Annotated in this window: 15 protein-coding genes and 2 pseudogenes; 15 read left to right on the top strand and 2 right to left on the bottom strand. The window is 68.9% G+C overall.

Going from position 1 to position 12577, the window contains the following annotated elements:
- A partial coding sequence (locus tag VXC91_RS36620) for an aminotransferase class I/II-fold pyridoxal phosphate-dependent enzyme (protein WP_329511666.1) occupies positions 1-514 on the top strand: 514 nt, incomplete at its 5' end.
- Positions 498-692: pseudogene (locus VXC91_RS36615) on the top strand (universal stress protein); the annotation flags it as partial. The gene VXC91_RS36620 and the pseudogene VXC91_RS36615, both read left to right, overlap by 17 nt.
- A 113-nt stretch (positions 693-805) precedes the next feature.
- On the opposite strand, the gene VXC91_RS36610 reads toward VXC91_RS36615, so the two are convergent.
- Positions 806-937 carry an SHOCT domain-containing protein gene (locus tag VXC91_RS36610; RefSeq protein ID WP_329511668.1) on the bottom strand — a complete coding sequence of 44 codons (132 nt, stop codon included), beginning with the start codon at positions 935-937 and terminating at the stop codon, positions 806-808.
- Positions 938-1459: 522 nt separating this feature from the next.
- Here VXC91_RS36610 and VXC91_RS36605 point away from each other — a divergent pair.
- The 5 genes and pseudogenes from VXC91_RS36605 to VXC91_RS36585 all read left to right on the top strand — a co-directional run.
- Positions 1460-2815, top strand: a pseudogene (locus tag VXC91_RS36605) (SulP family inorganic anion transporter); the annotation flags it as partial.
- A gap of 307 nt (positions 2816-3122) precedes the next feature.
- Positions 3123-4112 carry an Acg family FMN-binding oxidoreductase gene (locus VXC91_RS36600; RefSeq protein ID WP_329511665.1) on the top strand — a complete coding sequence of 330 codons (990 nt, stop codon included), beginning with the start codon at positions 3123-3125 and terminating at the stop codon, positions 4110-4112.
- 197 nt (positions 4113-4309) lie between these two features.
- Positions 4310-5035 (top strand): CBS domain-containing protein, encoded by a 726-nt coding sequence (locus tag VXC91_RS36595; RefSeq protein ID WP_329511664.1) that lies wholly within the window; start codon positions 4310-4312, stop codon positions 5033-5035.
- 242 nt (positions 5036-5277) lie between these two features.
- Positions 5278-5562 (top strand): DUF1540 domain-containing protein, encoded by a 285-nt coding sequence (locus VXC91_RS36590; protein ID WP_329511663.1) that lies wholly within the window; start codon positions 5278-5280, stop codon positions 5560-5562.
- A gap of 10 nt (positions 5563-5572) precedes the next feature.
- Positions 5573-6031 carry a CBS domain-containing protein gene (locus VXC91_RS36585; RefSeq protein WP_329511662.1) on the top strand — a complete coding sequence of 153 codons (459 nt, stop codon included), beginning with the start codon at positions 5573-5575 and terminating at the stop codon, positions 6029-6031.
- 113 nt (positions 6032-6144) lie between these two features.
- Here the strand turns inward: VXC91_RS36585 and VXC91_RS36580 are convergent, their stop codons facing one another.
- Positions 6145-6585 carry a universal stress protein gene (locus VXC91_RS36580; protein WP_408057565.1) on the bottom strand — a complete coding sequence of 147 codons (441 nt, stop codon included), beginning with the start codon at positions 6583-6585 and terminating at the stop codon, positions 6145-6147.
- A 133-nt stretch (positions 6586-6718) separates the two neighbouring features.
- Here VXC91_RS36580 and VXC91_RS36575 point away from each other — a divergent pair, with 133 nt between their 5' ends.
- The 8 genes from VXC91_RS36575 to VXC91_RS36540 form a co-directional block, all read left to right on the top strand.
- The gene (locus VXC91_RS36575) at positions 6719-7225 is read left to right on the top strand and encodes an ANTAR domain-containing protein (protein ID WP_329511661.1); all 507 of its coding nucleotides are present in this window, start codon (positions 6719-6721) and stop codon (positions 7223-7225) included.
- A 271-nt stretch (positions 7226-7496) separates the two neighbouring features.
- The gene (locus VXC91_RS36570) at positions 7497-7724 is read left to right on the top strand and encodes a DUF1918 domain-containing protein (RefSeq protein WP_329511660.1); all 228 of its coding nucleotides are present in this window, start codon (positions 7497-7499) and stop codon (positions 7722-7724) included.
- A 320-nt stretch (positions 7725-8044) separates the two neighbouring features.
- Entirely contained in the window at positions 8045-8566 is a 522-nt protein-coding gene (locus tag VXC91_RS36565) for a hydrogenase maturation protease (RefSeq protein ID WP_329511659.1), read from the top strand.
- Positions 8567-8743: 177 nt separating this feature from the next.
- A complete protein-coding gene (locus VXC91_RS36560) occupies positions 8744-9913 on the top strand; it encodes a 4Fe-4S dicluster domain-containing protein (protein ID WP_329511658.1) in 1170 nt (389 codons plus the stop codon).
- On the top strand, positions 9910-10386 hold the full coding sequence (locus VXC91_RS36555) for a cyclic nucleotide-binding domain-containing protein (protein ID WP_329511657.1): 477 nt from the start codon (positions 9910-9912) through the stop codon (positions 10384-10386). The genes VXC91_RS36560 and VXC91_RS36555 overlap by 4 nt, the downstream gene beginning before the upstream one ends.
- The gene (locus tag VXC91_RS36550; protein ID WP_329511656.1) at positions 10383-11189 is read left to right on the top strand and encodes an FAD/NAD(P)-binding protein; all 807 of its coding nucleotides are present in this window, start codon (positions 10383-10385) and stop codon (positions 11187-11189) included. Before VXC91_RS36555 ends, VXC91_RS36550 begins: the two co-directional genes overlap by 4 nt.
- Before the next feature lies 1 nt (position 11190).
- On the top strand, positions 11191-11982 hold the full coding sequence (locus VXC91_RS36545; protein ID WP_329511655.1) for an NADH-quinone oxidoreductase subunit B family protein: 792 nt from the start codon (positions 11191-11193) through the stop codon (positions 11980-11982).
- Positions 11979-12577, top strand: a 599-nt coding sequence (locus VXC91_RS36540) for a nickel-dependent hydrogenase large subunit (RefSeq protein ID WP_329511654.1), incomplete at its 3' end; no start/stop codon positions are given. The genes VXC91_RS36545 and VXC91_RS36540, both read left to right, overlap by 4 nt.

The raw sequence follows: 12577 nt of genomic DNA, 5'->3' as shown, positions 1-12577 counted from the left end.
ACAGCTGACACTCGCGGAATTCATCGCCTCGGGCGCGTACGACCGTCATGTGCGCTCGATGCGGCAACGCTATCGACGACGCCGAGATCAACTGGTCGAGGCTCTGCGTCACAGGGCCCCCGGCATTCGGGTGGCCGGCATGGCGGCAGGACTGCAGACGGTCCTCGAGCTCCCCCGTGGAACCGAGAGTTCGGTAGTCCAGGCGGCGGCCAGGCAAGGGCTAGCGGTCAGCGGGTTGACGCAGTTCCGCTACGAAGTGGCGGACCGCGGGCGGCCGTTGCCGGAGCGAGACGCCCTGGTGGTCAACTACGCGGCGCCCTCGGACAGCGCGTGGGAGGGCGCCCTGGATGCGCTGTGCCGGGTGATGCCCCAGCAAGGCCGGTACGGCAAGGACGAGACCGAACATGCGGGGGGCCGGTCGGCCCATGCTTTCGCGGGAGCAGCCGCCGAAACCGGTGACGAGAGAGAGGCGCACCCTCGGCAGGCCCCTTGGCCGCGTGGAGCTGCACCATGAGTTGATCAGCGGTCATGCCGTGAAGGTGCTGGCCGAGGAGTCCGCACACGCTGTGGGCCGGGTGGTGGGAATCCGGGGTCACGGCGGCTTCGCCGGCATGCTGCTCGGCTCGGTGAGCCAAGGGGTGCTGCACCACGCACAGTGCCCCGTCATTGCCGTACCAGAAACGCCGGCATGATCCATTCGGGCTGACCGACGAACATCTCGGCGAAGGCCGAACGGGTCAGCGCCGCCTCCGACGGGCCTGATGTCTCCTTGCTTGACCGGTACACGGCCGGAGGCCCGAAAGGACTACGGCGACCGCCCACGCTTGGCAGGACCAGGGGGTTCCTCTCGCAGCACCCCCAGTCGGCGCCGGTACTCTTCCTCGTCGATTTCTCCGCGGGCGAACCGTTCAGCGAGCACGCGCTCGGGCGGCGACATTCCCGGAGCGTCGTGCGGGTGCCCAGAGCCGCGGTTCATTGTGCGAACCAAGAACACGACGAGAAGCACCAGCAGCGTCCAGAACAGGATCGCGTTCACCGAAACGAAGAGCCACCCCCATCCATTCATGCCCCGGTCGTTCCAGTGGTACATCGCGGATCACTTCCCGGTACACGAAGGTCTGTGTGGACACGACGACGGGGCTCGCGGTCGGCGCGAGTCCCACGCCCTGCATGCGGTGCGACGTTCTACAGCTTCCGGCGTGGCGACGCGGTCGTGGCCGAGCTCAAAGGCCGAACGACCCTGAGCGGGGCCAACCGACCCAGTGGAGCGACGGTGGCCGAGGGTGTGAAGCGCTGCGGTATCCCTCCCCCACTCGTCGTAAGACAGGTACAGGGCATGCCGGATACCGGGGGATCGTCCCTGTGGGACCGAACGGCCCTGCCGTGCTGACCCGCGGGTCAGCAGCTCACGGCTTTTCACAACGAACGATCCCGAGAGCGGATGGCGGAGGACTGGCTCATGGCCGATGGCCCGGGCGGGCGGACGTCAGGGAGGTCGGTTCTGATGCCCGGGCTCCGCGTGCTGTTGACTCGCCGACGCGACTGGCTTCGAGGCGACCTGCTCGCGGGTCTGACGGTCGCCGCATACCTCGTGCCGCAGGTCATGGCCTATGCGGGCGTGGCCGGTCTGCCGCCCGTCGCCGGTCTCTGGGCGATCCTCCCCGCGCTCGCCCTGTACGCACTGTTCGGTTCCTCACGGCTGCTGTCGGTGGGTCCGGAGTCCACAACGGCCTTGATGACGGCGACGGTGGTCGGCCCGCTGGCCGACGGTGATCCCGGGCACTACGCGTCACTCTCGGCAGCCCTCGCCGTCACGGTCGGGCTCCTGTGCCTGGTGGCCCGAACGGTCCGGCTGGGCTTCCTCGCCGATCTGCTCTCCCGCCCCGTCCTGGTCGGCTATCTCGCAGGCGTGGCGCTGATCATGGCGGTGGACCAGTTGCCCAGGCTCACCGGTGTCGGTGGGGGGTTCTTCCCACAGTTGTGGTCCTTCATCGGGAACCTGACACGCGCCGCCCCGGCTACGGTGGCCCTCTCCGTCGCCGTACTGGTGTTCCTCTTCGTCGCCGCCCGCTTCTGCCCGGTCCTTCCCGGTCCGCTGCTCGCCGTGGTCCTGGCCACGGCGGCCGTGGTGGCCTTCGATCTCGACGTCCGGTTCGGCATCGCGGTGATCGGCCCGGTGCCCTCCGGTCTTCCGGACGTGGCACTGCCCGACCTGGACGCGTTGCCGCACCTGGTGCTGCCCGCGCTCGGTGTGCTGCTCGTTGCGTACACCGACGTCATCCTCACCGCGCGGGCCTTCACCGACCGCACCGACAAGGCCACCGGGCTCGACGCCAACGGGGAATTCCTCGCCCTGGGCACCGCCAACCTGGGCGCCGGCGCGGTCCACGGCTTCCCCGTCAGCAGCAGCGCCAGCCGTACGGCGCTGGCGGCCTCCGCCGGCGCCCGCACCCAGGTGTACTCGCTGGTCGCGGGGGCGGTCGTCCTGGCTGTTCTGCTCTTCCTCAGCCCTCTGTTGACCCGCATGCCCTCGGCTGCACTCGGCGCGCTCGTCATCTACGCCGCCGTCCACATGGTCGATGTTCCCGGCTTCCGCAGGCTCGCGTCGTTCCGGCGCCGTGAGCTGCTCCTGGCGCTGGGGTGCCTGGCGGGCGTGCTCGTCCTGGACATCCTCTACGGGGTGCTCGTGGCCGTCGGTCTGTCGGTGGCCGAGCTGCTGACCCGGGTGGCACGGCCGCACGACGCGATCGAGGGGCTGGTACCCGGAGTCGCGGGCATGCACGACGTCGACGACTACCCGCAGGCACGCACCATCCACACCGCGGTGGACGCGTACCGGGCCTGGTGTCGCGGCCGGTGACCGCTCGTGCAGGGACGACAGAGGGCGAACGGCCCGTCCGGGCCCGAGGAACACCTCCCGGAGCGGTCGGGACTGCCAGTCCCGAGCGCCCGGGTCCACTTGGTCTCGAAAGGGCCCGGGTGGCCCTATCGCAGGCAGCCGCCCGCTCCCAGGCTGAAGGCGTGGCGACCTCCTCATCGATCGCGCGGTCGGTACAGAGCACCAGACCATGCCTCCGCCGGCGACCGACGGGAAACCCGCCCGACGCGGAAGGGAGGCTCCGGTGACCGCACCAACCCTGGACATGCCCGCCGTCACCGCATTCATCGAGGCCGCCGTGGCGGCTCCGTCCCTGCACAACGCACAGCCATGGAAGTTCCAGTTCCATCGCGGCAACGGCACCCTGCGGCTGTACGCCGACCTCGAACGCGAACTCCCCAAGACGGATCCGGACAACCGGGGCCTGCATCTGGGCTGTGGTGCCGCACTGTTCAACCTGCGCGTCGCCGCGGTGGCGGCAGGCCGGGAGCCCACCGTCCGGCTGCTGCCCGACGACTCGGATCCCACCCTCCTGGCCGAGGTGGACCTCACCGCCGGCGCATCCCCGGACGACCCACTCGCCCTGCTCCAGCCGGCGATCCGTCGACGCCACACGAGCCGGTATCCCTTCCTCGAGGACGACATACCAGACGTCCTGAGGGACGGGCTGTGCGTCGCGGCCCATCTCGAAGGAGCTCGTTTGGTGTTCCCCGACGTCTGGCATGTGCAATCGGTGCTGGATCTGACGCACGACGCCGAATTCCGCGAGGCCTGGGCCCCCGATGTACGCGGCGAGACGGCAGATTGGGTCCGGACGGAGCCCAGCAGCGAGATCTCGCCTTCGGACGGGATTCCGGCGGAAGCGCTCGGCCCCGGCCAATGGGGAGCCAGTTCTCCTGTGCGTGACCTCACCGTTGGCCGAACGGTGGCAGGCCGCGGCTGGGCACCCTTCGAAAAGCGGCCACATATCGCCCTGCTGGGGACGGCCCAGGACCACCAGGTGGACTGGCTACGGGCAGGGCAAGCACTGGAGCGGGTCTGGCTCGAGGCCACTCTGGACGGCCTCGTCGCCTCTTTGACCTCGCAGCCCCTGGAATGGCCCGAACTTCGGTGGGCGGTACGCGACCCGACATCGGCCATGGCACATGTGCAGATGGTGATCCGCCTCGGGTACGGCCCAGAGGGGCGGCCCACTCCCCGACGGCCGGTGGCCGAGGTGCTCGACATCCTCTGACTGGAAGGGACTTTCGGACTTGTACCGCACACTTCTCGGTCTCAGGGCCTGCATACAGGTCACGGTGGACTGACGTATCAGGGCGTGGAGCCCACTGTCGTGAACAAAGCAGATCACGCGACCGCACCTGGCAACCATGCGGGAGGACACCACCTCGGGGCCGACGGTGCGGGCACCGCACGGAAGGAGCGCGGAACATGCAGCACCGGACTGTCACCGAAGTCATGACACACCCTGTCGTCACGGCACACCCGGATTCGTCCTTCAAGCAGATCGCCCAACTGTTGCGCGACAACGACATCACGGCCGTTCCCGTCATCGACGATGAGGGACGCCCCGTCGGTGTGGTGTCCGAGGTGGACCTGCTGCGCAAGGCAGCGAGCCTGCCCGACCCGGAGGGACGAACGGCGCGGCACCGGCTCAGCCTGGACGAGCTCGCACGCGCCGGCGCTGAAACTGCCCGCGAAATGATGAGCGCACCCGTGGTGACGGCTCGGCCCGGCTGGAACGTCGTCGAGACCGCGCGGACCATGTACCGGCACAAGGTGAAGCGGCTTCCCGTGGTCGATGACGCCGGCAAGCTCGTCGGGATCGTCAGCCGGGGCGACCTGCTGCGGCCGTTCCTGCGCACCGACACGGCCATCAGCGACGAGATCCACCACGACGTGCTGGGCGCCACCCTGGGCATTCGCCCGGGCACCGTCGGCGTCGACGTGCGCGAGGGCGTGGTGACGCTGACCGGCCGGGTCGCGGAGAGGTCGCTCATCCCGGTCGTCGAGCGTCTCTGCCGCTCCGTCGACGGCGTCGTCGCCCTCCACCAGTCGCTCGGCTACACCTACGACGACCTCGGGTCCGATCTGGAGCCGCCCCGGCTGCGCAGCACCGGAGACCGTGGTCGTCATACCGCTGCACATCGAGGGTGAGGCGATGGGCCTGAAAGCACGGATGCAAGAACGTGGACTGGAGTTGCAGGAGGTCTCTCCCAGGAGGAGAACGCCTTACCCACGCTGTCCCCAGGCCCTTCGGGTGATTCACGGCGTGTCCGAGTGTCACACACCGGTCCGGCTGAGAATCCCAAACATCTTGAGGACTGATGGATCGCACGACGCCGTGCGGGCTGCGACGGCTCGTCACCCGCTATGTGCGCCGGATGCCAGGAGGACCCATGCAGATGCCCTTCATCAACGAGTGTGCCGTGGAATCGTGCTCGTACAACGTCGGCAGTGCGTGCCACGCGTTGGCCATTACCGTCGGCGATCCCCCGCACGCCCAGTGCGACACATTCTTCGTCACCTCGTTCAAGGGCGGTGACCCGGCTGCCACCGGACAGGTCGGGGCGTGCAAGATGACTGACTGCCGGCACAACTCCCGGCTCGAATGCCAGGCGGGTGCCATCGCGGTCGGCCCCGGCCAGGAAAGCGCCGACTGCCTCACATACAGCCCACGCTGAGGATCCGCGAATGAAGGTCTCCGATGCGATGAGTGCTCCGGCGGCCGCCGTCCCTCCCCGCACGTCCCTGGCCGAGGCGGCCCGGCAGATGGACGAGTGCGGAGTCGGTTCCGTCCTCGTCGTCGAGGGCGGGACACTACGCGGCATCGTCACCGACCGCGACCTTGCGGTGCGGGGACTGGGCCGTGGCCTGGACGGCGAGGCGCGGGTCGAGGAAGTGATGTCGCCGCAGGTGATCACAGTGAGCCTGGATGACGACATCTACGCGGCGTATCGGATTCTCCGCCGGTCCGGTGTGCGCCGCCTGCCGGTCCTCGACGAGCACCGACCGGTGGGCATGCTGACAGTGGACGACCTGCTGCTGGACATTTTCCAGCGAGTGGCCGACCTGCTCGGGCCGGTTTCATGGAGCATCCTCGAAGAGCCGCCGGGACCACCATCGGCCGGCAGCCCCGCACATGGCATGTGAACCGCGCGGAGGGGCAGCGCGGACGATCAGCGCGGGACGATCCCGGTGCCTGGATGAGAGACCGACACGTTGCAGGGGCGGTGGCCGGCGCAATCCAGCCGCGGCGCCCCGGATTACGATGCTTTCGAGCGGACGATCACGACGGGGCAGTCCGCGTGCTGTGCGACCCGGTGGCTGACGGACCCAAGGAGAGCTCGGGCGAAACCGCCTCGTCCATGGCTGCCCACCACGAGGGCCTCGGCCCCCTCGGCCGCCCTCAGCAGCACATCGGCCGGGTTGCCCCGCACCAGAAGTGCTCTGACCGAGGCGGCTCCCTCGGTGCCCAGCACGTCCCGCAGCTCCTGGACCAGCCCTTGCCGGGCGTTGTCTTCGTCCAAGTCGGCGTCCACGACAGGACCCGACCAGCTGTACATCCCCGGCAGCTCCCACGCGGCTACAGCATCCACATTCCCGCCGATGAGGTCGGCGTATCGCACGGCCCACCGCAGCGCCGCGTGCGAGGACGCCGATCCGTCGATGCCCACTACGACACGACCCGAGGTCTCCATGGCCATACGTCTCACCTCTCCCGCGGGCCCTTGCGCCCCTGGGGCCCGTCCCACGCCTCTCCCCTCCCACGCTGCGCGACTCCGCTGCGGCCCGCCACGGGAAGCGTCCAAGGCCATGGCATATGGGTGCGGCCCTGTCTTGGACGACGCGGCGGAAGCCCCCTTCCACAGCGCACTCGAATGCGAGCAGGCCCTCAACGGATGTGCCTCGCTGTTGCCGCTGGTGGCTCTCGGTGTGAGGGTGAAAGAACATCCGGACGTACCCGGCAACAAGACTGGACGGACAGACCAGGTGCGGACGGCCCCATACATCGGAGGCAACGTGGACAGCCACTCGCACAAGCTCCATGGAGCGGTTCAGGAGCCGGCAGGCCACCCCGACGAGATCCAGCAACTGCAGACCAAGGTCGCCCAGCTTGAGCGTGCGGTGTCTTCCCACACCGTGATCGATCAGGCGATCGGCGTCGTTGTCGCCGTTGGACGTATGACACCGGCTGAGTCCTGGGGCCTGCTCCGTGAGACGTCCATGTGCACCAACACCAAACTGCGACATGTGGCCGAGCTGGTCGTCACTTTGGGTGTGACCGGCAACCTTACGGCAGACATTCGCGAGGAACTGGCCCGCAGGCTGAGCAGCGCCGGCTGATCTTCTCGGCCGGCGGCCGAGGCCACCGGGCGCCCCCCTGTACGCGGCCTCCTCGTCGACGTGGAAGATGTGTCTGCCAAGTCGCCCCATTACGTCTCTCGCAGGATCTGCCTGACAGGTCCTGGACCGGCATGGATCGGCACGGCTCTCATGAGTGCCCGACCGGCCTACCCCCGGTCTGCCTGAAAGGCCCATCCTTGAAGGGAGACACCGCAGCCTCGACCGGAGAGAGGCACGGCAGGAAGCCAAGGCAGGTGAGGAGTGATCGAGGATGCATGCACACGTAGGTGATGTGCTGCGGTTCACCGGCAGGACCGTGGGCACGCCGGAACACCATGCCACCGTCACGAAGGTGCTCGGCCTCAATGGGGAACCGCCCTACCGGGTGCGCTACGAAGACGGTCACGAGACCGAGATCTTTCCCGGGCCCGGATGCGTGGTCGAGACCCGTCCGACCAGCGATGCATCGCCCGGGCGCCCGAGGCGGGAGGGACGGTGACCACGCTGGACGGACCTGGAACACGAGCCGAGCGATCGGCCTGCGGCGCCAGGCTGCCGTCGTACCGAACGACGCCTGCGCCAACTGTCAGGGACCGGGAGAGCGCCATGAATTCCCCGCGTGAAAGACGGCTGCTCACGGCGGCCGGATGGAGACGCGTCGACACCATTCGGGTGCGCCGCCTGTTCGGCTGATGCGCCGCGTGTCGCATGCGGACCCGACGCGATGACGCTGACACTGAGGGAACAGGGCCCGGCCACCCCCATGCGCAGGGGGATCGCCGCACGAAATCACGACGAACGAGTGGGAGAGGCAGGCGCGTGACAGCGTCAGTCGATGCAACGGTCGTCGGGATCGGTAACGAGTTCCGACGGGACGACGGCGTCGGCCACTCCGTCATCGCGCTGCTGAGGGAGCGGACCATGGCCCGGCCGCTGCCTCCTGGCACCGTGGTCCAGGAGTGCGACGGGGATCCCGGCCGTCTGATCGCACTGTGGGAGGCCACCGGTCTGACCGTTGTCGTCGATGCCTGCTTCCCCTCGCCTGCATGCCCCGGCCGCATTCACCGGTGGTGCCCCGCACCGGACACGCTTCCGGGCTGTGCTCCCTCCGGCCGCCACAGCACCCACGGACTCGGTCTGGTCGAGACGCTGCACCTCGCCCGGAGCCTGGGGCGAGGTCCCGGCCGTCTGATCGTCTACGCGGTCGAAGGAGCCGACCGATCCCTGGGCACGGGTCTCACGCCCTCAGTGGCCCAGGCGGTACGGCCGCTGGCAGAGCGCATCGAGGAGGAGGTCATTCGGCACGCCGAGGCCGCACCTCGTGAACCTCCCGCCGATTGATACGCCCGCCGCACCGGCTCGACGATCCCGACTGCGTCAGCGGACACGCCCCTCGGGCTCGGTCCGCGCACCAACCGAACCTGACAGCCTGTCAGTAGTCTGTGAACGAGCCGCTCAGCACGGTGGCGTCGTGGACCGATGCCATAGGCCCGAGGGTCAGGATCGAGAGGAACGAGGATGACCGACACCCCGAACGCCGGAGCGGCTCTCGACGGACAGAGCGAGGCGGTCCTCGACTCCGATGCTCTGCACGCGCTGGTGCGTGTCCTCCAGCAGCGCGGCCGTGCGGTGATCGGCCCCACGGTTCGGGACCAGGCCATCGTGCTCGCCGAACTGGATTCCGGCGACGATCTTCCTCACGGCTGGGGCGTCGAGCTGGAGGCGGGGCGTTACCGGATCCGCCGGAGGGTGGACACCGCCGTCTTCGCGCACAGTGCGGGACCGCAGTCCTGGAAGTCGTTCCTGCACCCCCAGCGTGTCCGCCAGTGGACCGCCGATCGCGGCTCCGACGGCGAACTGACGGTGCGCGAGGAGAAACCGCAGAGCGTGTCGTACGCGTTCCTCGGAGTGCGGGCCTGCGATCTGCGGGCCATCCGCATCCTGGACCGGGTGATGATCGGCGGCCGGTTCCCGGATCCCGCCTACGGCTCCCGCCGTACGAGTGCCTTCCTGATCGCGGTCGAGTGCACCGAGCCCGGGGCCACCTGCTTCTGCGTCTCCATGGACTCGGGACCGGCCGTGGACACCGGGTACGACCTCGTCCTCACCGAGGTGCTGGACGGCGCCGGACACCGGTTCCTGTGCCGCAGCGGGAGTGAGGAGGGCGCCGCTGTGCTCGCCGCACTCCCGCGGCAGAGTGCCGATGACACCACCCGCACCGCGGCGGCCGACGCCGTGCGGAAGGCAGCCGCACACATGGGCCGCTCGATGCCGCCGGTCGACCTGCACGCCCTGATGCGCGACACGCTCGAGGCCGACCGCTGGGACGACGTCACTGCCCGCTGCCTGAACTGCGGCAACTGCACGATGGTCTGCCCCACCTGCTTCTGCACCACGACCGAGGACGTCAGCGATCTCACCGGCGACCACGCCGAACGCTGGCGCCGCTGGGACTCCTGCTACGACCTCGACTTCACCCTTCTGCACGGCGGTCCCGTCCGGGCGAGCAAACGCAGCCGCTACCGCCAGTGGCTCACCCACAAGATCGGCACCTGGCATGACCAGTTCGGCAGCACCGGCTGTGTCGGCTGCGGCCGCTGCATCGTCTGGTGCCCCACCGGCATCGACCTCACGGAGGAGGCACACGCTCTGCACCGGGAGGCGGCGGAGAAGAGGACCTCAGGATGAACTCACGAACGGACTCAGGCCGTCTGACGGGGATCCTCGCGTCCCTTCCGGCGGAGCACCGCGAGCGGCTCATGAGACTCGCGCACGAGGTCGACCACCCCGGCTCCATCCGGCTCTTCGAGGAGGGCGAAGAGGCCGACCGCTTCTGGATCATCCGCACAGGAACGGTCGCACTCGACGTCCAGATTCCCGGCCGCGGCCCGGCAGTCGTCGAGACCATCGGTCCGGGTGGCCTGCTGGGCTGGTCATGGCTGTGCCCGCCGCACCAGTGGCATCTCGGCGCAGAGACCAGGAGCCCCGTGTCGGCCTGGCAGTTCGATGCCCCGGCGGTCCGCGAACTGTGCGCCACTCACCCGGCGCTCGGCTTGGCGCTGGTCACCCTCGTCGCCGAGACGATCGGACATCGGCTGCGCGCCACCCGCACCCGGCTGCTCGACCTGTACGGGCCGCAGGCAGGCAGACCGACGCCATGACGCTCGTCCCCCTCCCCCATCGCGTCGTGGGCCGGCACCGTGAGACGGCCGACACCGTCACGATCGACCTGGAGCCGGTCGGGACGCCTCTTACTCCCTTCGCGCCGGGCCAGTACGCCATGGTGTACGCGTTCGGTGTCGGTGAGATCCCACTCTCCGTGTGCCGCACGGACGAGGACGGGCGACTCACCCACACCATCCGCGCGGTCGGCGCCGTATCCCGTGCGCTCTGTGGTCTGCAGACGGGTGCGTGGGTCGGTGTGCGCGGCCCGTTCGGCACGAGGTGGGACGTGACTGCCGCGCGGGGGCATGACGTCCTCGTCGTCGCCGGAGGCATCGGACTCGCGCCGCTGCGCCCCCTGATCCACGCCGTCTTGGACGAATATCACGTGTACGGGCGGCTGAACGTCCTCGCCGGAGCACGGACACCGGACGACCTGCTGTACCAGGACGAGTTTCGCACCTGGAAGAAACCGTTCAGCGCCGTCACGGTCGACCGGCCCACCGGTGGCTGGACCGGCCGGGTCGAAGTGGTCACCACCCTTCTCGACGAGGCGCAGTTCGCCCCGGCGGACACGACCGCCTTCGTGTGCGGCCCCGAAGTCATGATCCGGGCGACCGCCCGTGAGCTGATCCACCGAGGAGTACGCCCCGACCGCATCCAGATCTCCTTGGAACGCAACATGCGCTGTGCCACCGGTCACTGCGGACACTGCCAGCTCGGCCCCCTGTTGCTCTGCCGTGATGGGCCTGTCGTCGGCTACGACCTGGCCGAACCGCTGCTCACCGTAAGAGAGCTGTGAGATGACCGACGCCGCTCCTCCGCCGGAGCACCCCCGCCCCCGGCTTGGCGTGTTCAAATTCGCCTCGTGCGACGGTTGCCAGCTCACCTTGCTCGACTGTGAGGACGAGTTGCTGTGTCTCGCCGGCGAGTTGGAGATCGCGCACTTCCTCGAAGCATCCAGCAATGTCTCGCCCGGACCGTACGACCTGGCACTTGTCGAGGGCTCGGTCTCGACACCGGAGCACGTGGACCGCATCCGGCGCATCCGCGCCGAATCCCGGTACCTCGTCACCATCGGTGCCTGCGCCACGGCCGGGGGCGTCCAGGCACTGAGGAACTACGCCGATGTGACGGAGTACCTGCAGATGGTCTACGCCCGCCCCGGATACATCGAGACCCTCGCCACCTCCACCCCGATCTCCGCCCATGTCGCCGTCGACTTCGAGCTGCGCGGCTGCCCCATCAACCGCACCCAGCTCCTGGAGGTCATCACCGCCTTCCTCGCCGGCCGCAAGCCGGGCATCCCCAACCACAGCGTCTGCTTCTCCTGCAAGCAACGCGGCAACGTGTGCGTCCTCGTCGCCCACGGCACGCCCTGCCTCGGGCCCGTCACCCACGCCGGGTGCGGAGCCCTCTGCCCCACCTACGGGCGCGGCTGCTACGGCTGCTACGGGCCCGCCGGAACCACGAATCTGCCCGCGCTCATCCCGGTCCTGCGCCACGACGGGATGAGCGACGAGGACATCGGGAGATTTCTGCACACCTTCAACGTCACCGCCTTCACCGCGGTGGAGGAGGACGACCGGCCGTGACCGAACCCGCCGCCGAATCACGTGTGCTCCGCATCCCGGCGCTCAGCCGCGTCGAGGGCGAGGCCGCCCTGTATCTGCGGATCCTCGACGGCACCGTCACCGAGTCCCGGCTGAGGATCTATGAGCCCCCTCGGTTCTTCGAGGCCTTCCTCCGCGGGCGCGCTCACACGGAGCCGGTCGACATCACCTCGCGCATCTGCGGTATCTGCCCTGTCGCCTACCAGCTGAGCGCCTGCCGGGCCGTCGAAGACGCCTGCGGGGTTGTCGTGGACGGCCAACTCGCCTCTCTGCGACGCCTGCTGTACTGCGGCGAATGGATCGAGAGCCAAACCCTGCACATCCATCTGCTGCATGCTCCGGACTTCCTCGGTCACGACAACCTGATCGACATGGCACGCACACACAGGGAGCACGTCGAGCGAGGTCTGCGCCTGAAACAGACGGGCAACGTCGTCATGGAACTGCTCGGCGGCCGAGCCATCCACCCCATCAACGTCCGCCTGGGCGGCTTCCACCGCACGCCCACCCGCTCCGAACTCGGTCCGCTCGCCGAGCGCCTGCGCGTCGCCCTCGACGACGCCTGGGACACCGTGCG

The sequence above is a fragment of the Streptomyces chiangmaiensis genome (assembly GCF_036281785.1).
Classification (GTDB): Bacteria; Actinomycetota; Actinomycetes; order Streptomycetales; family Streptomycetaceae; genus Streptomyces; species Streptomyces chiangmaiensis.
This window is presented reverse-complemented; position numbering and strand designations above follow the sequence as displayed.

Excerpts from the sequence above, each read along its gene's own strand:
- VXC91_RS36555 (WP_329511657.1), top strand. The coding sequence starts at position 9,910 with ATGAACTCACGAACGGACTCAGGCCGTCTGACGGGGATCCTCGCGTCC.
- VXC91_RS36560 (WP_329511658.1), top strand. The coding sequence starts at position 8,744 with ATGACCGACACCCCGAACGCCGGAGCGGCTCTCGACGGACAGAGCGAG.
- VXC91_RS36580 (WP_408057565.1), bottom strand. The coding sequence starts at position 6,585 with ATGGCCATGGAGACCTCGGGTCGTGTCGTAGTGGGCATCGACGGATCG.
- VXC91_RS36570 (WP_329511660.1), top strand. The coding sequence starts at position 7,497 with ATGCATGCACACGTAGGTGATGTGCTGCGGTTCACCGGCAGGACCGTG.
- VXC91_RS36610 (WP_329511668.1), bottom strand. The coding sequence starts at position 937 with ATGTCGCCGCCCGAGCGCGTGCTCGCTGAACGGTTCGCCCGCGGAGAA.
- VXC91_RS36590 (WP_329511663.1), top strand. The coding sequence starts at position 5,278 with ATGCAGATGCCCTTCATCAACGAGTGTGCCGTGGAATCGTGCTCGTAC.
- VXC91_RS36545 (WP_329511655.1), top strand. The coding sequence starts at position 11,191 with ATGACCGACGCCGCTCCTCCGCCGGAGCACCCCCGCCCCCGGCTTGGC.
- VXC91_RS36550 (WP_329511656.1), top strand. The coding sequence starts at position 10,383 with ATGACGCTCGTCCCCCTCCCCCATCGCGTCGTGGGCCGGCACCGTGAG.
- VXC91_RS36585 (WP_329511662.1), top strand. The coding sequence starts at position 5,573 with ATGAAGGTCTCCGATGCGATGAGTGCTCCGGCGGCCGCCGTCCCTCCC.
- VXC91_RS36595 (WP_329511664.1), top strand. The coding sequence starts at position 4,310 with ATGCAGCACCGGACTGTCACCGAAGTCATGACACACCCTGTCGTCACG.